Below are 20,157 nucleotides of genomic sequence, written 5' to 3' on the forward strand. Positions count from 1 at the left end.
GGCCGGTGTCGGTCGTACGCCGGTCGTACTTGACGCACATCTCCCGGAAGGCATCACACCGGGGTCGCCGTCCGGACGGACCGCCCGAACGCTCCCGCCCGGCACTCAGCGCTCCAGCTCGGCCAGCCGCTCGGCGGTCGCCTCGCCCGCCGCGCCGCCGCCGTCCGGCAGTTTGCGCCATTCCCGGCGGGCCGCCCGGTACGCCTCGCGTGCGGCCCGGGGACGTCCCGCCCTCTCGTATGTCATACCCCGCCAGTGGTTGGCTGTAGCACCCGACTCGACCGCCTGTCGGACCTGTTGTGGACTGTCCAGCTCCGCTTCTGCCGTGCCGGCCGCATCGGCCGCGCCCCGGAACGCCTCGGCCGCCTCGTCGAGCCGGGCCGGACGGTTCAGCACCCGGGAAGCGTCGAGGTGGGACAGGCCCAGTTCCAGCCAGCAGCGCGCCGCGGTCAGCGGGTCGGTCGCCTCCTGGGCCGCGAGCCCGAAGAGATGCTCGGCCTCCCGCAGATCGACCCGGTCCTCGGTGGCCCGGTGCCGCAGCATCAGCGCCCGCCCCAGCATCAGCAGCCGATCGGCCTGACGCGCGCTGCCCGCCGCCGTCTCCGTACGGCAGTCGCGCAGCACCCGTACCGCGGCGCCGATGTGCGCCCGGCCGTCGGACAGTTGGGCGCGGCGCAGCAGGGTGCCGCCCCATTCGGCGAGCAGATCGGCGTGGCCCTGCGAGTCGCGCGGGACGCCGCGCGCGGCGCGGGCGAACCACTCGGCCGCGTCGACGAGTTCGTCCGGGTTCCCGGTGTGTTCGTAACGGGCGACACGGACTCGGGCGGCCCGGGTCTGGAGCAGGGCGCGCAGCCGCTGTTCCCGTACGGTCGCCAGGGCCTGCTCGATCAGGGTCGCCGCCTCGTCCGGCTCCTCGCCCGAGGCGAGCAGGGCGTCCACCAGGTCCAGCAGGATGCGCACCTCGGTGCCCATGGTGTGCCGGCCGCCGCCCTGCTCGAACGCCGTGCGCAAGGAACGCGCCGCCTGACCGGCGTACACCCGGGACTGTTCGGTGTCGACGGTGGCCCCGGCAAGTCTCAGCAGGGTCCGGCCGTGCGCCAGCGGCAGGGTGGCGGGCCGGTTCTCCTGGTCGGGCCAGACGTCGGCGAACGCCTCCAGCATGCCGTAAGCGGCCTGCAGCAGGGCGGTGTCGCCGTCGAGCCGCCACTGCGCCTCCAGGGCCCGGACCCGCTCCAGCGTCAGCCGGAGCGCCTCGGCGGGATCCAGGCCGGGGGCCGAGCAGGCGGCCGTGTACTCGCGGTCGGCGCGCCGCAGCAGTTCCAGTGCGCCGCGCCGGTCGCCACGCCGCCGCCGGTCGTCGGCCGCGGCGTGCAACACCTTCGCCAGTACGGCCCGTTCGCGTGCCGCCCCGGGGTGCGCGGCGGCCCGTTCGGCGGCGTACTCGGCCTCGCGGAGCAGCTCGGCGTCGCCCTGGACCTCCCACAGCCGCAGAACGCAGCGCGAGTACTCCGCCCACAGTTCGGGGTCGGCGCCCGGCCGCTCCTCGCGCTCCGTGGCCCCCCGCAGCAGCTGCACGGCGTCGATCAGGTACTGCACCATGCTGTCCGATTCGAAGTGCCGCACGAGGACGCGGGCGCTCTCCACCGCCGCGTTCGGCGTCTGGACGGGGCTCCGGTAGCCGTCCCGGTCGGTCTGGATGACGAACTGCTCGGGCAGGGGCATGAAACGCTCCAGTACGCGGACCGCGACCTCGGCGAAGGGATGGGGGACGCGCGACCCGCCGCTTGCGCCGCTCTCCCCGTTCTCGTCACCCTCTTCGATCTCCCCGTCGGGCGCGCTGTTCTCCATGATGTCCGTGGTGTGGGTGGACCACGACGATCCGTCCCTGCCCTCTCCGAGCTGGGCGAAGGCGAGGGCAGGGAAGTTCGGCCCGCCCTTCCCGAATCGCTGCTCGATGTACTGCGAGCAGTGCTTGAGTACGAGCAGCGCCTCGTCCCGGCCCAGCGGGCCGAGAAGCGCTTCCCGGACTCCGGGCGCGAACTCGTACCACTGGCCGCCGTCCTCGCGCCCGTCCTCGGCCCTGCTCCGCGTCAGCAGTCCGCTCAGCAGCACCTCGGCGAGTTCGGACGGGCCGGAGTGGGGCAGCATCGTGCGCTGCACCAGCTGCATCACGGGCAGATACAGCGGGGCCGCCGCGAGGTAGACGGCCAGCTGTCCGGCGACCGGAGAGGCCGCGGAACGGAAGCGACTGACCAGTTGGAGCGAGGACAGCCCGTCGCCGGGGCGCTGCGCGGCCGCCGCGGGCTGGTCGGCCCGCACCCAGCCGACGGCTCCGGAGATCCGCCCCGCGCCGGTGCCGGAGAGCAGCCTCGCCCAGGCCGCCAACGCACCCTCCACCGGCGGGAGTACGGGAATCGCGAGAGCACCCGGGTGCACGGCGGGCCCCGTTCCGGCGTGCTCCGTGACCTTCAGTACGGCGGCGCCGCCGGGCCCGTCACCCCGGGACAGCGAACCGTAGGTGACCGGCAGCCTGGTGCGGTTCCACATCCGCTGCGGCAGGGGCTGGAGCACGGCGGCCGGGGCCTGCCCGGCCAGCTGGTGCAGCAGCCGGTGGGCCCGGCCGCTGTGCCAGAGCGGACCGGCGCAGTCGCTGACGAGGACGGTGACACGACGGCCGGTCGGATCGCTCAGCCGGTCCGCGGAGTTCAGCGGTGCGGCGGTCGGATCGGGGCTGCGGCTCACCGCGGCCGCACCGTCGGGCCCCTGATGCAGATAGCGCACCTGGACATCCCGAAAGGCACCCAACTGGCCGAAGATTTCCTGTAGTTCGCCGAACATCCGGTCCCACACCAGCATCGAGGACGAGGCGTCCATGACGCACTGCAGCAGCGCCTCGCCCCGGGAAGCACCGCGGAACACCGGCATGATCATCCCGCCGGCCCGGGCGCTGAGCTCCGCGGTCGCCGTCTCGTCGAGGGTGCGGCGCAGCGGGGGCGCGGCCGGGCGGTAGCGCTGCAACGGGCGGAGGGCTCGCTGGAGTTCGAGCGGCGCCGGGAGGGCGGGAGCGGCGGGTACGCCGACGGTGAGCGCTCTCGCCCGGCCGCCCCGGGCGGCGCTCCGTCCGCGCCCGGCCGGGCCGTCCGGGCGGGGGCCGCCGGGTGACGCGGTGCGGGGTACGGGGTAGAGGGCGATCCGCCGGTCGGCGTCGCCGAGGTCCCGCTGCTCCGCGGGCTCGTCGTCGTCCGGGGCGGGGTCCGGGGCTTCGTCCCCGGTCACCTGCGGGGCCGGCCGCCCGGCCGGACGGCCCGCCTCGGCGGGGCCGGCGGACAGCAGCGGCGTGGCCGCGTCGTCCTCGTCGTCCGGCGCGTCGGGGTGACGGGTCCAGCGGGCCAGCCAGAGGGCGTCGCAGAGCTGCTCGGCGTCGGGGTCCAGCCCGGCTTCGCGTAACCTGGCGACGAATGCGGGCAGCAGGCCTCCGCCGTGCGGCTCGGAGTCCGGCTGCGGCTCACGACCGGGCTCCGGCACCGGCCCGACAGCTCCGGGAGCTTCGGGAGCTTCGGGCTCAGTGCCCATAGCCTCACCCAGGACATGGGTGTCATAAGGCGCCACGACGTCACCCGGACCACCGTCCGGACCGCGCCCCTCGTCCGGTCCGTGCCGCGCCTTGCCGTCGGCCATCAGCGCATCACCTCGGCCTGTCGAGTCGCTGGATGAGCAGATCGGCGAGGCGGTCGCGGCCGGCCGGGGCGGCGGCATCGGTGAGATAGATCGCGTTCAACAGCTGGTCGGTGGCGAGAAGTTCGCTGCGGGACCGCTCCAGGAAGTGGGCGATGAGGTCGTCCCCGGAGCGTGCCGCCTCGTCGCCGAGGTGGGCGCGTACGAAGGTCGCGAGCCGCTGGTGGTCGGGGCGTCCGAGTTCCAGGTGGATGCAGCGGCGCATCAGGGGCGCCGGGAAGTCCCGCTCGCCGTTGCTGGTGAGCACCACGAACGGGAAGGACCGGCACTGCACCCGGCCGCCCCTCACCTTCACCTTGTTGCCGTCGTCGTCGAGGACCTCCGCCTCGCCGTCGGGCAGCCGGTCGGCGATCCGCTCCAGCTCGGGGATGGCGAACTCGCCCTCCTCCAGCACATTGAGCAGGTCGTTCGGCAGATCGATGTCGCTCTTGTCGAGCTCGTCGATGAGCAGTACACGCGGCCGGTCCGAGGGCAGCAGCGCGGTGCCGAGCGGCCCGAGCCGGATGTAGCTGCCGACGCTCTGTGCCGATTCGGCACCGGGTGCCCCGGCCGCCGCACTGTGCGCGGCGATCTGTACATCCTGGAGCCGGGCGATCGCGTCGTAGTGGTAGAGGCCGTCCTGGAGGGCCGAGCGGCTGACAATCGGCCAGCGCAGGACCCGGCCGAGCCCGAGCTCATGGGCGACGGAGTGGGCCAGCGTGCTCTTTCCGGCGCCGGGGCTGCCGGTGACCAGCAGCGGACGCCGCAGATAGAGCGCGGCATTGATCATTTCGAGCTCTTCGGCGCCCGGCCGGTGGAGTTCGGCGATGTGCCGGTAGCCGCCGAGGCGGCGGTCGGCGGATCCGTCCCCGTCCCGCTCGTCGGGGGCTGGGGCACCGCGGCCCCCGAAGTCCCGCCAGGGCGGCGGGGGCGGCAGCTGCTCGATGCCCTCGTGCGGTTCGCCGGCCCCTCGGTAGATGAGCCACTCGCTGGGTTCACTCATAACGCGTTCCTCGTCGTCACTCGTCCGCCAGGGGCAGCAGTCGAACGTGCATCACGGTAGCGATCCGGCGTACACGCCGTAAGGGTCCGGCCGTTCACGGCGCCTCAAGGAACTGCCCGGAGCCCGGCAGCGGATGATGTGGATCTTCGTAGTACAGGGCGACACCGTTCGACCAGTACGTCTCCGCACGGCCCGCATGCACCCCCTGTCTCAACTCATGGATTTTTTCCGGGAGGTGAGCGGCGATGCGGGCCTCGGCGACCGCGTCGGCGGCGCGCCGGTGAAAGTCCGTGCACACCGCGGTCGGCTCGGCCGCCCGGCGCTGCCACAGGGCCACGCCGAAGCCTCCGTCGAGCACCCGCCCGAGACCGGCCGCGGTCTCCGGGTGGGTCCGTTCGCCGTAGCGGCAGAGCACCGGGACGGTCTCGTACGGCAGTTGGCGCAGCTCCTCCACCACGGGTACGGGTACCCGCCTTCCGTCCTCGCAGTCGACGACGGCCGCCCGCATCGCGGCGGTCCTGGTCCGGTTCCAGCGCGCCTCGCGCTCGTCGATCCCGTCATCGGCCAGGAGCGGACTGTGGTCCAGGCGGCGGATGACCACGGGGCGCAGCACTCCGAGCGGCCTCCCGTCGGGCGGCACCCGCCATCCGTCGACCTCCAGGTCCATGAGGGCCTGATCCACCGCTACCTGGAGCACCGCGGGGTCGTCGGGTTCGTCGCACCGCCGGAACGCCTCAGCCAGCGGGCCCGCGAGCCGGGCCGGGAGGGCCTTTGATGCGGTGCCCCGGCTGTCCTCGGCGACGGGCAGGACGTCCCCGCCGTGCTGGGCGACGCCGATCCGCCAGTCGTAGCGGTCCCGTTCCCAGCCGCGCGGCTCCAGCGCCAGCAGGACGAACGGGGCGCTGCGCGTCCTGGCGGGTTCGAGCGTCGGCGCCGGGGTACGCAGGTGTTCGAGGCCCGGGGCGTGCCGGCCGTTGTGCCGGAGCCCGGCAAGCTCATGACGGAACTTGCGGGAGAGCCGGTCCTCGGCCATCCGCTTCACCCATTCCCACAGGGATGCCTCGGCGAGCTGGGTGGACGGCAGGACGTAAGGGCGTTCGGCGGAGATGGCGCTCATGCAGTAGCGCAGGATCAGTTCCAGTGCGCCGTCGCCGCCGGGGGCGTCGTACAGCGTCCCCAGTCCGTCGCGCCAGCCGCGCGGGGCCGCGTGGTGCTCGGCCGGGTGGGTGTCCGGCAGCCGGTCCAGGAGGTCGAGGAGGCTGCGGGTGCTGAGCGGGGGCGGGAGTTCGGCGAGCCGGCCGAGCAGGTCGACGCGCTGCTGGGGGCTGAGGGCGAGCCCCGCCCCGGCACCCAGTTCGCGCTGGAGATCGGCCCAGGTCCGATCGGTGCCGACCGGGCTGGTGTGCCGGTCGGCGTGGTAGCGGTCGTGGGCGTGGAACACCGCCTGGTACGGGTCGTCGGACTCGGCGGCGACCGCCCCGGGGGGCACGGGCAGCGTACGCAGCCGCTCGACGCCGATCGAGGTCCCGCCGGTCGTGCCGTCGGAGCGCGACTTGAGTACGCCGACGACCTCGCCGCGGGCCAGGTCCACCACGGGTCCGCCGGACAGACCCGGGTACATCCGGTCGCCGTCGAGCCGCATCTGTTCGTCGTCCTCGGCCCAGTCGCCGAAGGTACCCATCACCTGGCACCGCCCGCTGAACCGGGTCAGCTGCCCCGACCCGCCGTCGGTCCAGCCCGTGTAGAGGACCGAGCCGCCGCCGAACATGCCCGCCGGACGCTCGGTGACGTACACGCAGGGGTGCTCGACGGGCCGCAGCAGCCGGATGAGCGCGAGGTCGGGGGCGGGCCAGCCACCCGAAGGCTCCGGAACCCGTACGCCGCCGGGCCCGGCCGTGGCGTGGCGCCTCTCGGGCAGGGCGGCGACCACGGCGCCCTCGACCGCGGTCTCGGCGCTGCCCGGGTCCGGTTTGAAGACCACGTTCACGTGACGCCCCTCCCCCTCCATCGCCACGTGCGCGCACGTGAGGACCCAGCTCGGGGCGATGAAGAAGCCGCTCCCCAGGAAGCCTCTGTCGGATCCGTCAGGGGCATACCCGGGCTCCGGGCGATGGATGCGTACGGTCGCCGCCATCACGAGGCCCGCCAGCGCACGGTACGTACTCTCCGAGCCGCCCCATGCGCCCCTGCCCTGCGGCTGGGTCATGACCGGCTTCCGGCGTCCGGCCCGGGCCCGTCCGGATGCGCCGGTGCGCCGGTGGATGCCCCGGCGTCCGGATTTCCCGCGGATGCGCCCGGGACCGCCGCCGGTGGCGCCGTGGGCGCGGGCGGATGCCCGGGCGGCGAGGAGGGCGGGGGCGGCATGGGCGGGGCGGCCTGCGTGGCCGGGGACGCGGCTGCCTGCGGCGGCGTCTGCCCAGCCACACGCGCCCCCGTCTGCGCCGGGATGGTCGGATCGGCGGGCGGACCGCCACCGCTCCACGTCAGCGTGACCTTGATGCCGCCCTTGGCCTCGCCGTCCGCGAGCAGGCCGACGACCTTGCCCGCCTTCGCGGTGAGCTCGATGCCGAATTCGACGCTGACCTCGTCGGGCCGCACCGCCCGCAACGGCTCGGCGAGCGAACGTGCGACGCTGGTCACGACGGCCTGGAGGCTCTCGACCCGGGCCTGCACCTGCTCGGCGAAGTCCCCATAGCCGATGTCCGTGAACGCCGGCCCCCGGGCGGGCTTCGTCAGCTCCTCCGCCCCTGAGATCCGCGCCCAGACCGGTGTGCCGTCCGGCATCTCGATACGCGTGATACGGGCCCCGCCGTCAGCCATGAAACCCCCCGTTCCCCCAACTACCCGCAGGCTAACGGCAGTACGCCGCCGATGCGAGAGACATGGACCATGACGCCGGGGCGCGGCGGGCCGGTTCTCGACCGGCCCGCGCGGCTGCCGCGGACCGCGCCCGAGGACGTACTCCCGCCCTTCGCGGGGCTGTCACCAGGCATTAGGCTTGCCGCATGTACTTCACCGACCGCGGTATCGAGGAACTGGAGAAGCGGCGAGGCGAGGAAGAGATCACTTTCGAGTGGCTCGCCGAGCAGCTGCGTACGTTCGTCGATCTCAATCCCGATTTCGAGGTGCCGGTCGAGCGCCTCGCCACCTGGCTGGCCCGTCTCGACGACGAGGACGAGGACGAGTAGTCAGGCCGGCCCGACGCATCGGCCCCGTCGGCCCTGAACCGGTCGTAGGCGAGTCCGAGTGCTCCGTGCGACATCAGCAGCATCCCCGCCAGGACCCAGCCACCACTGCGGCGGCTCATCCCCCAGAGGGTGAGCGGCAGCCCGGCCGCCATTTGGGCGCCGCCCAGTACGCGGGCTCCGGGGCCGCGCATCCAGGGGCCGGGGCGGCCGCTCTCGGCCGCGTCGAGTTCGGCCTTCACCGCCTCACGCCGGCCGGTCCGGGCGATCGGTTCCGCTTCGGGCCGGTCGTCGGCCGCCGCGTACAGGCGGTCGCCGGGCGTGTCCGGGTCCGGACCGGGCGGTAGGGCCAGGCCGATACGGCTGAGGACGGCGAGCAGCCCGCGCAGCCGGATGCGGGCATCGGCGTCCGGGTCCGGGCGGGTCAGCCCTTCGAGTGCCTGGACATCCAGTACGGGGTCGAGGCCCAGCCGCTCGGCGAACGTACACATGGCCTCGTCCTCACCGACCGGCGTGCCGTCCGCGAGCCGGACTTGGCCGATCGGGCGTCGGAATCCGGACGCGAGCACATGACCGGCCCGGTCGCCGTCCCACCACAGGGCGAGGACGGGCCAGGCCGAGCCGACCGCGAGCGCCGTGGCCCAGCCGGCTCCACGTCCGTACCCCCGCCATCGTTCTGCCAGGGCTTTCCCTCGGGTACGAGGACGGACCACCCGTCTCCGGCGGGCGCGAGCAGCAGATGGGCCACCGGCCGTACGTTCTCGGGTCCGGCACGGCACAGCAGCAGCGCCCCCTCGGGGGATGTCGCGTTCACGCCCCACGCGGTGGGTCAATTGCCCATATTTGGCACCCTTTGATCGACCAATGACATCGCGACGCCCCTCGACTTCCCTTGACTTCCCCGATCCGCGATATATCGTGTTCTGCAAGAGACGCGATATGTTGCGTCATTCCGCGCTCCCCGGGAGGTCAGATCCATGCCTGTGTCGACATGGGCCATCACCGAGCCCCAGAAGCTGACCTTCGAGGACCCCGTGACGTCGCTCAATGTGCGCATCGTCGGGGGCACCGTCAATGTCGTCGGCACCGAGGAGCCGACCGCCCGGCTGGAGGTCTCCGCGATCGAGGGCCCGCCACTGATCGTGACCCAGGAGGGCGGCGCCCTCACGGTCGCGTACGAGGGCCTGCCGTGGAACGACTTTCTCAAGTGGTTCGACCGCAAGGGCTGGCACCGCAGCGCGGTCGTCTCGCTCGCCGTGCCGGCCGGGTCGGCGGTGGAGGTGGGCGTGGTCGGCGCCGGGGCCGTCGTATCCGGAATCCGTGGACGTACGGACATACGGGGCGTCAGTGGCGACACCACGCTCGTCGGGCTCGCAGGTCCGGTCCGGGCCGAGACGGTCTCCGGCAGCGTGGAGGCCCAGTCGGTCACCGGCGATCTGCGCTTCCAGACGGTCGCGGGCGATCTGACGGTCGTCGAGGGCGCCGGGGCCTCGGTCCGGGCGGACTCGGTCAGCGGCAACATGGTGCTGGACCTGGACCCGACCGGGAAGCCCACGGACATCCGGCTGGCCACGGTCTCCGGCGAGGTCGCCATCCGGCTGCCGCACCCGGCGGACGCGACGGTCGAGGCGAACACCGCGAGCGGCGCCGTCTCCAACGGCTTCGAGGATCTGCGGGTCAGCGGCCAGTGGGGGGCGAAGAAGATCACCGGCACGCTCGGCGCCGGGACCGGGAAGCTGAGGGCGACGACCGTCTCGGGATCGATCGCCCTGCTGCGCCGCCCACCGGTCGAGGTCGATCCGTACGATGCCGAGCCGACCGGAAAGGTGCTCTGACATGCCCCCCGTATTCGCCCACGGCCGCCTCCGCCTCTACCTGCTGAAACTGCTCGACGAGGCCCCTCGCCATGGCTACGAGGTGATCCGGCTCCTGGAGGAGCGCTTCCAGGGGCTGTACGCACCCTCGGCGGGCACGGTCTATCCGCGCCTCGCCAAGCTGGAGGCCGAGGGTCTCGTCACCCATGCCACCGAGGGCGGCCGCAAGGTCTACTCGATCACCGACGCGGGCCGCGCCGAACTGGCCGGCCGCACGGGCGAACTCGCCGATCTGGAACTGGAGATCAGGGACTCCGTCTCCGAACTCGCCTCAGAGATCCGGGACGATGTGCGCGGCGCCGCCGGCAAGCTGCGCAGCGAGATGCGGGCTGCGGCGGACGAGACCAGGCACACCTCCGCCGGCCCCACCGGCCGAAAGAGCGACTGGGAGTCCGCCTTCGGCGACCTCGGCGACTTCGGCGACAAGGAGACATGGCGCGCCGCGAAGGAGGAGCTGCGCAAGGCCAAACAGGAGTGGAAGGAGCAGGCCCGCCGGGCGAAGGACGAGTCCCGCCGCGCCCGCGAGGACGCCCAGCAGGCCCGCCGCCAGGCCAAGGAGGCCCAGGACAGGGCGCGCGAGCAGATGCAGAACGCCGCCCGCCAGGTCCAGGAGCACTTCGCGCGGGGCGACTGGCCCTCGGGCGTACGGGAGGGGCTGGCCGAGATCACCGGTCAGCTGGGCGGCTTCGCCAGGACGGGCAGCTGGCCCCCCTACGTCAAGCCGGAACCGGCCGGAGCCGACGACGACTGGGGCAAGGACACCCCCCGCACCGGCGACCCGGCCCGCGACCTGGACCGGCTGCTCGACCGCTTCCGCGACGACATCCGCGACACGGCCCGGGACAGCGGCGTCACTCAGGAGCAGCTCACAGAGGCCCGCCGCCACCTGTCGACGGCGGCGGCCCGCATCGGGGCACTGCTGAGGAAGGGCGACAACGGGCAGAAGTGACGGGGCGGGAGGGCGGTTAGAGGACCCGGGTTCAGCCCGCCTCCTTGAACCGCCCCGCCTCACCCTCCCCGCCCCCGTACAGCGCGCGGGTCACCGTCGCGTACGTCGCGCCATGTGCGGCGAGCACGTCGGCGGCCACTCCGGGGCAGGCGGTGAGCGCCAGCAGGAGGTGCTCGTCGCCGATGAAGCGGTCCCCGCGCCCCGCCGCGATCCGCAGCGACCGCGTCAGGACGCTTTTCGCCCCACGGGTGAACGGGCGACGCCCCGCACCACGCCGCCGGGCCCGGTCCAGCGCACCCTCCCCATGGGCCTCCTCGACGCGGGCGACGATCTCGGTCACGTCGATGCCGAGACCGGCGAGCGCGTCCGTGTCCGCCCGGGTCAGTCCGCCGTGGCGGCGGGCCGTGGCCAGCTCGGCCTCGACGGCCGCGCGGCGGTCCACGAGACCCAGCGAGGCGACGGCGAAGGCGGCCCGCCCCTCCTGCCGGTCCAGCAGAGCGAGCAGCAGATGCTCCTCGGTGACCGATGCCGCGTCGGTCCGTTCGGCATGGGTCACGGCACCGGTCACGGCCCTCCGGGCGTCCTTGGTGAATCGTTCGAACATCACTGCCTCCCGTACTTCTTGTGCACGGCCTGCCTGCTGACGCCCAGTTCGGCCGCGATCTCCTGCCACGACCAGCCCTGCACGCGGGCGCTCCTGACCTGTACGGCTTCGAGCTGCTCCAGCAGCCGGCGCAGCGCGGCGACCGCCCGCAGCCCCACCCGGGGGTCACGGTCACCGGCGCGCGCGGCGAGATCCGTCGCTTCAGTCATGATGTCAACGTAGGTTGACACACCCCTGCCTGTCAACCGTGATTGACAGGCAGGGGTGTGCGGGCGCGGTGTGCGGCGCGTGATGCGGCAGGCGTGGCGTACGGGGCGCGTGGCGCGGTGTACGGGCCGCTCAGCCGCGCTCCGTCCCGGCCCCGGTCCCGGTCACCGTCACCGTGATGCGCGCCCCCTTGCGGGCCTGGACGCGGACCTCTCCGTCGTGCCGACGGACCTCTGCGCGGCCTTCGACCGAGACCCGCCACCGCCCAGCGGTCGGCGGCAGCGAGATCTCCGTGGTGCCATGACGGCCCGCCGTATAGGTGAGCCGGTAGACGCGTGCACTGTCGTCGTACGTGTCGGAGTGGACGGTTCCGGCGACGGCGGGTGCGTACGGTGTGGCGGTCCGCTCCTTGTTGGCGGCGAAGGCGCCGTTCTCGTCCAGGGCGCAGTAGCCACCGCCGTAGCACCACACCCAGCCCGCCCAGCCCGAGCTGTAGCGGCTCAGGGAGGCCATCGCGTCCCGGTAGAAGCGGCCCATCTGCGGGAGCCTGTTGTTCAGCGGGCCCCATTCGCCGACGACGACCGGGATCTTCTGCTGTTTCGGGTACGCGGTGACGGCGGCCTCGTACGACTCGATCCAGCCGGCCGCCGGGTCGTAGTCGGCGCCGGCCTCCATCGCGGTGTTGTAGAAGTGCGGGGCGTAGACGGTGCGGTGGTCCTTGATCGCGCCCAGTCCGGTGGGCACGCCCTCGCCGACGATGGGGGTCGGTTCGACGAACAGCCAGTTGTCGCGGTCGACCGAACGGACCGCGCGGGCGAGCCGGTTGTACATCGGGGTGATCTGCTGGGCCTCGATGCGGCGGGCGGCCGTCGGCAGGTCCTCGCCCTCGCCGAGCTCCCCCATCGGCTCGTTGATCAGGTCGTAGCCGAGGACGGCGGGGTGGTGCCCGAAGCGGCCGGCGACGACCTGCCACATCCGTGCCTGGGCGCGCTGGAGGTCGGCGTCCTCGTAGAGGTGGGTGAAGGCGCGCTGCACGGCGGGCTCGAAGTACTCCGAGAACCAGTCGTCGGGGTGCGGGGTGAAGGGCAGACCGTCGGTGCGGGTCGCCCAGGCCGGGATGCCTCGGGCGTTGAACGCCGGGCCGAACACGTCCTGGTGGGCGTCGAGCAGCACCTGGATGTCGTACTTCTGCGCCCAGTCCAGGACCCGGTCGATCCGGCGCAGATACTCGGCGCTGTAGTGGCCCCGGCTCGGCTCCAGGTCGTCCCAGAAGAAGAGCAGCCGGGCGAAGTTGAAGCCCTTGGCCCGCAGATCGCGGAAGTGCTTCTCGGTGATGGCGTTCAGCGCCTGGTCACCGCTGTTCGCCTTGTCCGCGACGCTCCATCCGCGCAGGGTGAGCGTGCGGCCCTGGTCGTCGGTGAGGCTGGGTATGCCGGCCCGTTCCGATGGTGCCGGGTGTGCTGGGCGCGCCGGGTGTGCGTCGGCGGCGGGGGCGAGGGCCCCCGCCGCGAGCACGAACGAAGTGACGATCGAGGTGAGTACGCTGCCTGTCCGTATCCGCGTCCGCATTCGCATGGCGCAGATGAGAACAGCTCACCCCGAACACCTCAAGAGCAGGTGAGCACAATCTTTCCGAACTGGTCGCCCGCGGCCAGCCGTTCGAATCCCTCGCGGGCCCGGTCCAGCGGCAGCACCTCGTCGATGACGGGCCGCACGCCGGTCGTCGCGCAGAACGCCAGCAGATCCTCCAGCTCGTCCTTGGAGCCCATGGTCGAGCCGACGACCTTCAGCTCCAGGAAGAAGATCCGGGTCAGCTCGGCGTGCGAGGGCCGGTCGCCGCTGGTCGCACCGGAGATGACGAGCGTGCCGCCGGGGCGCAGCGACTTCACCGAGTGGGACCAGGTGGCGGCGCCGACCGTTTCGATGACCGCGTCGACGCGCTGCGGCAGCCGCGCGCCCGGTTCGTACGCCTCGATCGCACCGAGTTCGACGGCACGCTTGCGCTTGGCCTCGTCGCGGCTGGTGGCGTAGATCCGCAGCCCGGCCGCTCGGCCGAGCACGATCGCGGCGGTGGCGACGCCGCCGCCCGCACCCTGGACGAGGACCGAATCGCCGGGACGCACCCCGGCGTTGGTGAAGAGCATCCGGTACGCGGTGAGCCAGGCGGTCGGCAGACAGGCGGCCTGCTCGAAGGTGAGCTCCTTCGGCTTGGGCAGCACATTCCAGCTGGGGACGGTGACCTGCTCGGCGAAGGTGCCCTGATAGCGCTCGGTGAGAATGGAACGGGGTTCCTTCGGGCCGACGCCGTGCCCGGTCTGCCCGATGACGGAGTGCAGGACGACCTCGTTGCCGTCCTCGTCGATCCCTGCGGCGTCGCAGCCGAGAATCATCGGCAGCTTGTCCTCGGCGAGACCGACGCCGCGCAGGGACCAGAGATCGTGATGGTTGAGGGAAGCGGCCCGGACGCTGACGGTCGTCCAGCCCGGACGCGCCTCGGGGGCGGGGCGTTCGCCCAGCTCAAGGCCGTTGAGGGGGTGGTCGCGGTCGATGCGGGATGCGTAGGCGGCGAACATGGCCTTGACGATAGGCCGGGCGCGGGCCGGGCGTAACCGGCCACGGGTGTGACGCGCACCGCGCGGGGTGGGCGGGCACGCCGCGCATCCCAGCCCCTCCGGCGATTGAGGAGCGGGGGTCCGGGGGCGGAGCCCTCGGTTACGGGAAGGGGCGGGGTGGGGGACAAGCCCGCCGCAGGCGCACCCCGCACCCCGCACCCCGCACCCGGGAACTCGTACCCCGCCCCGCCCCGCCCCACCGGCTCAGCGTCGGGCCACACCCTCCGCCCGCGCGGCGGCCGCCACAGCGGCCGTGACGGCAGGAGCCACCCGCTCGTCGAACGGCGACGGAATCACGTAGTCCGCCGCGAGCTCGTCGCCCACGACATCCGCCAGCGCATTCGCCGCAGCGATCTTCATGCCCTCGGTGATCCGGGAGGCCCGGACCTGCAGGGCACCCGCGAAGATGCCGGGGAAGGCCAGCACGTTGTTGATCTGGTTCGGGTAGTCGGAGCGCCCGGTCGCCACGACGGCCGCGTACTTGTGCGCGATGTCGGGGTGGACCTCGGGGTTCGGATTCGCCATCGCGAAGACGAACGCACCCGGCGCCATCGAGGCGACGGCCGCCTCGGGCACCGTACCGCCGGAAACCCCGATGAAGACGTCCGCGCCGGCCAGCGCGCTCTCCAGCGGACCGGAGATCCCGGCCCGGTTCGTGAGCTCGGCCAGCTCGCGCTTGACGTCCGTCAGATCCTCGCGGTCCCGGCTGACAATGCCCTTGCGGTCGGCCACGGCGACATCACCGAGCCCCGCCTCCAGCAGGAACTTGGCGATGGCCACCCCGGCCGCACCGGCGCCGGAGATGACGCCGCGCAGCTCGCCGAGGCTCCGGCCGGACAGCTTCGCGGCGTTGCGCAGGGCCGCGAGCGTCACCACGGCGGTGCCGTGCTGGTCGTCGTGGAAAACCGGGATGTCGAGCCGCTCCTGCAGCTTGCGCTCGATCTCGAAGCAGCGCGGCGCCGAGATGTCCTCCAGGTTCACGCCACCGAAGGACGGCGCGAGCCGGACGACCGTCTCGACGATCTCGTCCGCGTCGGTGGTCGCGAGCGCGATCGGGACCGCGTCGACGCCGCCGAACTGCTTGAACAGAATCGCCTTGCCCTCCATCACGGGGAGGGACGCCTCGGGACCGATGTCGCCGAGGCCGAGGACCGCGGTGCCGTCCGTCACGACGGCGACGACCTGCGACTTCCAGGTGTAGTCGTGGACCAGCTCGGGATTCTCGGCGATGGCGCTGCACACTTTGGCGACGCCGGGCGTGTACGCGAGGGACAGGTCGTCCTTGTTGCGGACGGGAACGGTGGCCTGCACGGCCATCTTGCCGCCGCGGTGAAGCGCGAAGGCCGGATCGAACGGCTCTTCGGTGTCGCTGTCGGTGGTGCTGTCGCTGCGAGGATTGACGATCTCCGCTGCCATGGTGTTGACCCCTTAAGTCTTCAACGTTTGAGGGTGGCCACTCCTGATTGAGGAGGGGTGGGCGGGCACCGCGTACGCTCCCTGCGCCCGGCGGTTGGCCCGCCCCGGCAGGGGGTGATACATACGCGCGGGCGCGCCGCACACGCGCCCTGAGCCCCGGATGAGGGGTGTAAAGGTCTTTCTTACCGGACGGACCACGTTACGGACGAGTCCATATCGACGCGGTGATGTGACTCATAGTCGAATATCTGGACAAGTCAGCCAACTGGGGAAATGACGTGCACCAGCCGAGACGCGCCGAAAATCCTCCGGCGTCAGGAAGAAAACCTCACAGATGGTCCGGCCTTGATGTACCGGCCCCTTGAGGTTCGGGGATCGCCCGTTACCCGATTTTGACATGACTGGCCCCCTGTTTGGGCAAATTCGAATGGCAAGATGCCGTAATCGCACAGGGCGGCGACATCCGACATCGCATGTCATACCGCCTGGCACCACCACCCTCACCTGCCGGAGGAACCCGATCATGACCGCAAGCACCACACGTCGTACGGCCGCGAAGTCCCGGATTGCAGCGGTCGGCGCCATCGCGGTCGCCGGCACCATGCTGCTGACCGCCTGTGGCGACCAGACGAACTCGGACACCCCGAAGAAGGCGGGCGGCAGCGAGAACAGCGCACCGCTCTTCGCCAAGCTGCCGACGGACATCCAGAAGGCCGGCGTCATCAAGGTCGGCACCGACGCCACATACGCCCCGATGGAGATCAAGCAGGGCGAGAAGATCGTCGGTGTCGACCCGGACATCGCCGCGGCCCTGGGCAAGCAGCTCGGTGTGAGGTTCGAGTTCACCTCCGGCACCTTCGACACCCTGCTCGGTGCACTGCCCACCGGCCGCTACGACGCGGTCATGTCCTCCATGAGCGACACCAAGGCCCGCCAGGAGGGGCTGGACAGCAAGGGCAAGAAGACCGGCACGGGTGTCGACTTCGTCGACTACTTCACCGCCAGCACCGGCATCCTGGTGAAGAAGGGCAACCCGGAAGGCATCACGTCCGTCGACGACCTGTGCGGCAAGAAGCTCGCCGTCCAGCGCGGTACGACGTACGAGACCGCCGCCAAGAACCTGTCGGCCAAGTGCGCGACGGACGGCAGGGCGAAGATCTCCATCGAGGCGTTCTCGACCGACGCCGAGGCCCAGACCCGGGTCAAGTCGGGCGGCGCCGTCGCCGACCTGAACGACTCCCCGGTCGCCGCGTACATCGCCAAGTCCGCGGGCGGCGGCAACGACTTCGAGGCCATCGCCGACAAGGGGGACGCCGGCCCGTTCGGTATCGCGGTCGACAAGAAGAACACGCAGCTGCGTGACGCGCTCCGAGACGCCCTGGACGCGATCATTGCCGACGGCACCTACAAGGCCGCTCTCGACAAGTGGGGCGCCGGTGACGGTGCGGTCACCAAAGCAGTCGTCAACGGCGGCTCCTGACCCGCGCACCACTGAAGGGCAGTCGTTGTGAACAACAAGATCAAGAAGATTCCGTCCGGGGTGATACCCGCGCCGGACGGGATCCCGCCCCAGGCCATCAAGGCCATCCCGGTACGCCACTACGGGCGCTGGATCAGCGCCGTAGTCGTGCTCGCGTTGCTCGTCGGGCTTGTGTACGCCTTCTCGCAGGGCAACGTGCGCTGGGCGACCGTGCCGGACAAGCTGTTCGACGCCAGCATTTTGACCGGCCTCCGGAACACGGTCTACATCAGCGTGGCCTCCATGGCCCTGGGCCTGGTGCTCGGCGTGCTGTTCGCCGTGATGCGCTTGTCCAAGAACCCGGTGACCAGCACGATCGCCTGGCTGTACATCTGGTTCTTCCGGGGCACCCCGGTCTATGTGCAGCTGCTCATCTGGTTCAACCTCGCCCTGATCTTCCCGATCCTCGACATCGGGTTCTACCGGGACGAGATGACCGATGTCATGACTCCGTTCCTGGCCGCCCTGCTGGGCCTCGGCCTCAATGAGGGCGCGTACATGGCGGAGATCGTCCGGTCCGGCATCCAGTCGGTGGACGAGGGCCAGACCGAGGCATCCCACGCGCTGGGCATGACCCAGGCGAAGACCATGCGGCGTGTGGTGCTGCCGCAGTCGATGCGGGTGATCATCCCGCCGACGGGCAACGAATTCATCAACATGCTCAAGACGTCGTCGCTGGTCGTCGCCGTCCAGTACCAGGATCTGCTGCGCAGCGCCCAGGACATCGCGGCCACCTCGTTCGCGGTGATGGAGATGCTGTTCGTCGCCTCGATCTGGTACCTGGCCCTGACGAGTGTGTTCAGCGTCGGCCAGTACTACCTGGAGCGCCGCTACGCCCGAGGGTCGCTGCGGGCCCTGCCGCCCACTCCGCTGCAGCGCCTGCGGGCCAACCTGAACCTGTTCCGTCGTTCGGAGGTGGCCCGATGAACACGCACCCGATGGTGAAGGCCCAGGGCGTCCACAAGTCCTTCGGTGCCGCGCACATCCTCAAGGGCATCGACCTGGAGGTCGCCCCGCGCGAGGTCTTCTGTCTGATCGGCCCGTCCGGTTCCGGCAAGTCGACCTTCCTGCGGTGCATCAACCACCTGGAACAGATCAACGCCGGCCGGCTGTACGTCGACGGCGAGCTGGTGGGCTACCGCCAGAAGGGCGACAAGCTCTACGAGCTCAAGGCCGGCGAAGTCGCTCTGAAGCGCCGGGACATCGGCATGGTCTTCCAGCGCTTCAACCTCTTCCCTCATATGACGGCGATCGAGAACGTCATGGAGGCTCCGGTCCAGGTCAAGGGCGAGGCGAAGGCAGTGGCCAGGGCCCGGGCGGAGCGGCTGCTGGACCGGGTGGGCCTGGCCGGCAAGGCCAAGAACTACCCCTCCCAGCTCTCCGGCGGCCAGCAGCAGCGGGTGGCCATCGCCCGCGCCCTGGCGATGGAGCCGAAGCTGATGCTCTTCGACGAGCCGACGTCGGCGCTCGACCCGGAGCTGGTGGGCGATGTCCTGGACGTCATGCGCGGTCTCGCGGAGGACGGCATGACGATGATCGTCGTGACCCATGAGATGGGCTTCGCCCGTGAGGTCGGCGATGCGCTGGTCTTCATGGACGACGGCGTGGTGGTCGAGTCGGGCCACCCGCGCGACGTACTGACCAACCCGCAGCACGACCGGACGAAGTCGTTCCTGTCGAAGGTGCTCTAGGAGCGCGCGAGGAGGGCGGTACGGACCGGTCCAGGCCCGTACCGCCCTCCTCTTCGTATCCCTGCTCCTGTTCCGTCCGTCTGCTCCCTACTTCTTCGGCAGCAGTTCGGGGCTGAGCATCAGGGTCCGCATCTGGGCGCGGGTGAGTGGCGGGGTCTTGAGGAGCGGGCCCTGTGCCTGCTCGCTCACGAGACCGGTGCTGCTGCGGACGGCCAGCAGCCCGCCGTCCTTCAGGACGAGCCGGCCGACGAGCTCGGGCCCCCACAGGGGTGTGCCCCCGTACTTCATCGGGTCGCTCCAGGTGGTCAGCACCCGACCGTCCGGGAGCTCTTCCCGTACGCAGTCCGCCGGACGATGCTCCCCGTTGGTGGGCTTGCACAGGTCCGCGGCCGGATCGAGTCCGCCGAACTTCTTCACGACGGACTCGGCATCCCTGAGGTCGACGGTGAGATAGCCGACGCCGCCGTCCCTGCGGACGGCGTACTGCCCGTCCAGCGGTCCCACCGGGTCTTCCTTGGCCTGCTCGGGGGTGGCGTTCTTGATGACGACGGCCAGCGAGACCTGTTCGACGCTCCCCACGTCCTTGGGCAGCAACTTGACCAACTGCTCGGCCCTGCCGGTGTTTTCCGCGAGCTCGGCCGGGGCGGCGACCGACGACTCCTTCGGCTTCGTCCCCGAGGCGAGGCCCGGTACCGCGACCACTCCGGCGGCGACCACGGCGAGTGCGGCCGCCGATACGGTGACCCGGCGCCGCAGTCGCACCCGGGCGGCTCCGGCGTACACCGCCTGGGTGGAGATGACCGGCTGTCCCGCGTCCGCGGCGACCCGCCCCAGCAGCTCATGCACGTCGTTCATACGAATTCCTCTGCCATCTCGGCGCGCAGCGCCGCCAACCCCCGAGCCGCATGGCTCTTGACCGTGTTCTCCCGCATCCCGAGCAGTTCGGCCGTGGCCTCGACGCTCAGGTCCTCCCAGTAGCGCAGCACCAGTACGGCTCGCTGCTTGGCCGTGAGCCGGGCGAGGGCCGCCCGCACCGCGAGGCCGGTGTCCGTGTCGGGCGCATGGCCCGCGCGGTCGGGCAGTTCGCCGTACGACTGTTCGCTCCGCCAGAACCGGCGGCGGGCCGCGATGTAGGTGTTGACCAGGGTCTTGCGTGCGTACGCCTCGATGTTGTCGAGCCGCCCGTGCCGCCGTCCGCCGAGCACCACTTTGACCAGCGTCGCCTGGACCAGGTCCTCGGCCTCGTGCCGGTCGCCGCACAGCAGGTACGCGCTGCGGAACAGCGCGGTACGTCTGCCCTCGACGAAGGCGTGCAGCGCGGCATCGTCATCGATCCGCATCGTCGGCGCCCCTCTCCGGGCCCGCGGGTGCGGACCGTCTCAC

At 71.6% G+C, this 20,157-nt stretch carries 17 protein-coding genes and 1 pseudogene; 6 read left to right on the plus strand and 12 right to left on the minus strand.

Going from position 1 to position 20,157, the window contains the following annotated elements:
• Positions 1-105 precede the first annotated feature (105 nt).
• The 4 genes from IEZ15_RS00990 to IEZ15_RS01005 form a co-directional block, all read right to left on the minus strand.
• Positions 106-3,678, minus strand: coding sequence for an SAV_2336 N-terminal domain-related protein (locus tag IEZ15_RS00990; protein ID WP_229845675.1), 3,573 nt, complete (start codon positions 3,676-3,678; stop codon positions 106-108).
• Positions 3,679-3,685: 7 nt separating this feature from the next.
• On the minus strand, positions 3,686-4,717 hold the full coding sequence (locus IEZ15_RS00995) for an AAA family ATPase (protein WP_189273436.1): 1,032 nt from the start codon (positions 4,715-4,717) through the stop codon (positions 3,686-3,688).
• A gap of 94 nt (positions 4,718-4,811) precedes the next feature.
• Entirely contained in the window at positions 4,812-6,923 is a 2,112-nt protein-coding gene (locus IEZ15_RS01000; protein ID WP_189273438.1) for a VMAP-C domain-containing protein, read from the minus strand.
• The gene (locus IEZ15_RS01005) at positions 6,920-7,537 is read right to left on the minus strand and encodes a CU044_2847 family protein (protein ID WP_189273440.1); all 618 of its coding nucleotides are present in this window, start codon (positions 7,535-7,537) and stop codon (positions 6,920-6,922) included. Before IEZ15_RS01005 ends, IEZ15_RS01000 begins: the two co-directional genes overlap by 4 nt.
• A 185-nt stretch (positions 7,538-7,722) precedes the next feature.
• Here IEZ15_RS01005 and IEZ15_RS01010 point away from each other — a divergent pair, with 185 nt between their 5' ends.
• Positions 7,723-7,905, plus strand: coding sequence for a DUF6104 family protein (locus IEZ15_RS01010; protein WP_014176503.1), 183 nt, complete (start codon positions 7,723-7,725; stop codon positions 7,903-7,905).
• An 11-nt stretch (positions 7,906-7,916) separates the two neighbouring features.
• On the opposite strand, the pseudogene IEZ15_RS01015 reads toward IEZ15_RS01010, so the two are convergent.
• Positions 7,917-8,716, minus strand: a pseudogene (locus IEZ15_RS01015) (hypothetical protein); the annotation flags it as partial.
• Between the two features lie 163 nt (positions 8,717-8,879).
• On the opposite strand from IEZ15_RS01015, the gene IEZ15_RS01020 reads away from it, so the two are divergent.
• Both IEZ15_RS01020 and IEZ15_RS01025 read left to right on the plus strand, forming a co-directional pair.
• A complete protein-coding gene (locus tag IEZ15_RS01020) occupies positions 8,880-9,737 on the plus strand; it encodes a DUF4097 family beta strand repeat-containing protein (RefSeq protein ID WP_189273443.1) in 858 nt (285 codons plus the stop codon).
• Between the two features lies 1 nt (position 9,738).
• Positions 9,739-10,725 carry a PadR family transcriptional regulator gene (locus tag IEZ15_RS01025; protein ID WP_189273445.1) on the plus strand — a complete coding sequence of 329 codons (987 nt, stop codon included), beginning with the start codon at positions 9,739-9,741 and terminating at the stop codon, positions 10,723-10,725.
• A gap of 31 nt (positions 10,726-10,756) precedes the next feature.
• Here IEZ15_RS01025 and IEZ15_RS01030 read toward each other — a convergent pair whose 3' ends face one another.
• From IEZ15_RS01030 to IEZ15_RS01050, 5 genes are all read right to left on the minus strand, one after another.
• The gene (locus IEZ15_RS01030) at positions 10,757-11,329 is read right to left on the minus strand and encodes a Clp protease N-terminal domain-containing protein (RefSeq protein ID WP_189273447.1); all 573 of its coding nucleotides are present in this window, start codon (positions 11,327-11,329) and stop codon (positions 10,757-10,759) included.
• A complete protein-coding gene (locus tag IEZ15_RS01035; protein WP_114249297.1) occupies positions 11,329-11,538 on the minus strand; it encodes a sigma factor-like helix-turn-helix DNA-binding protein in 210 nt (69 codons plus the stop codon). Before IEZ15_RS01035 ends, IEZ15_RS01030 begins: the two co-directional genes overlap by 1 nt.
• Positions 11,539-11,668: 130 nt before the next feature.
• Positions 11,669-13,111 (minus strand): cellulase family glycosylhydrolase, encoded by a 1,443-nt coding sequence (locus IEZ15_RS01040; RefSeq protein WP_373302470.1) that lies wholly within the window; start codon positions 13,109-13,111, stop codon positions 11,669-11,671.
• Positions 13,112-13,143: 32 nt separating this feature from the next.
• A complete protein-coding gene (locus IEZ15_RS01045) occupies positions 13,144-14,109 on the minus strand; it encodes a zinc-binding dehydrogenase (RefSeq protein ID WP_189273450.1) in 966 nt (321 codons plus the stop codon).
• Positions 14,110-14,352: 243 nt separating this feature from the next.
• Positions 14,353-15,564 carry an NAD(P)-dependent malic enzyme gene (locus IEZ15_RS01050; protein ID WP_114246596.1) on the minus strand — a complete coding sequence of 404 codons (1,212 nt, stop codon included), beginning with the start codon at positions 15,562-15,564 and terminating at the stop codon, positions 14,353-14,355.
• A 523-nt stretch (positions 15,565-16,087) separates the two neighbouring features.
• On the opposite strand from IEZ15_RS01050, the gene IEZ15_RS01055 reads away from it, so the two are divergent.
• From IEZ15_RS01055 to IEZ15_RS01065, 3 genes are read left to right on the plus strand one after another with little or no spacing between them, the layout of a single operon-like run.
• Positions 16,088-17,044 (plus strand): ABC transporter substrate-binding protein, encoded by a 957-nt coding sequence (locus IEZ15_RS01055; protein ID WP_114246595.1) that lies wholly within the window; start codon positions 16,088-16,090, stop codon positions 17,042-17,044.
• Between the two features lie 27 nt (positions 17,045-17,071).
• Positions 17,072-18,010: an amino acid ABC transporter permease gene (locus IEZ15_RS01060; RefSeq protein ID WP_189273452.1), complete on the plus strand. Its 939-nt coding sequence runs from the start codon at positions 17,072-17,074 to the stop codon at positions 18,008-18,010.
• Positions 18,007-18,774 carry an amino acid ABC transporter ATP-binding protein gene (locus IEZ15_RS01065; protein WP_114246593.1) on the plus strand — a complete coding sequence of 256 codons (768 nt, stop codon included), beginning with the start codon at positions 18,007-18,009 and terminating at the stop codon, positions 18,772-18,774. The genes IEZ15_RS01060 and IEZ15_RS01065 overlap by 4 nt, the downstream gene beginning before the upstream one ends.
• An 87-nt stretch (positions 18,775-18,861) precedes the next feature.
• Here IEZ15_RS01065 and IEZ15_RS01070 read toward each other — a convergent pair whose 3' ends face one another.
• Entirely contained in the window at positions 18,862-19,629 is a 768-nt protein-coding gene (locus tag IEZ15_RS01070; protein WP_189273454.1) for a hypothetical protein, read from the minus strand.
• Positions 19,626-20,114, minus strand: coding sequence for a SigE family RNA polymerase sigma factor (locus tag IEZ15_RS01075; RefSeq protein ID WP_189273457.1), 489 nt, complete (start codon positions 20,112-20,114; stop codon positions 19,626-19,628). The genes IEZ15_RS01070 and IEZ15_RS01075 overlap by 4 nt, the downstream gene beginning before the upstream one ends.
• Between the last annotated feature and the right edge of the window lie 43 nt (positions 20,115-20,157).

The sequence above is a fragment of the Streptomyces atratus genome (genome assembly GCF_014648655.1).
GTDB lineage: Bacteria > Actinomycetota > Actinomycetes > Streptomycetales > Streptomycetaceae > Streptomyces > Streptomyces atratus.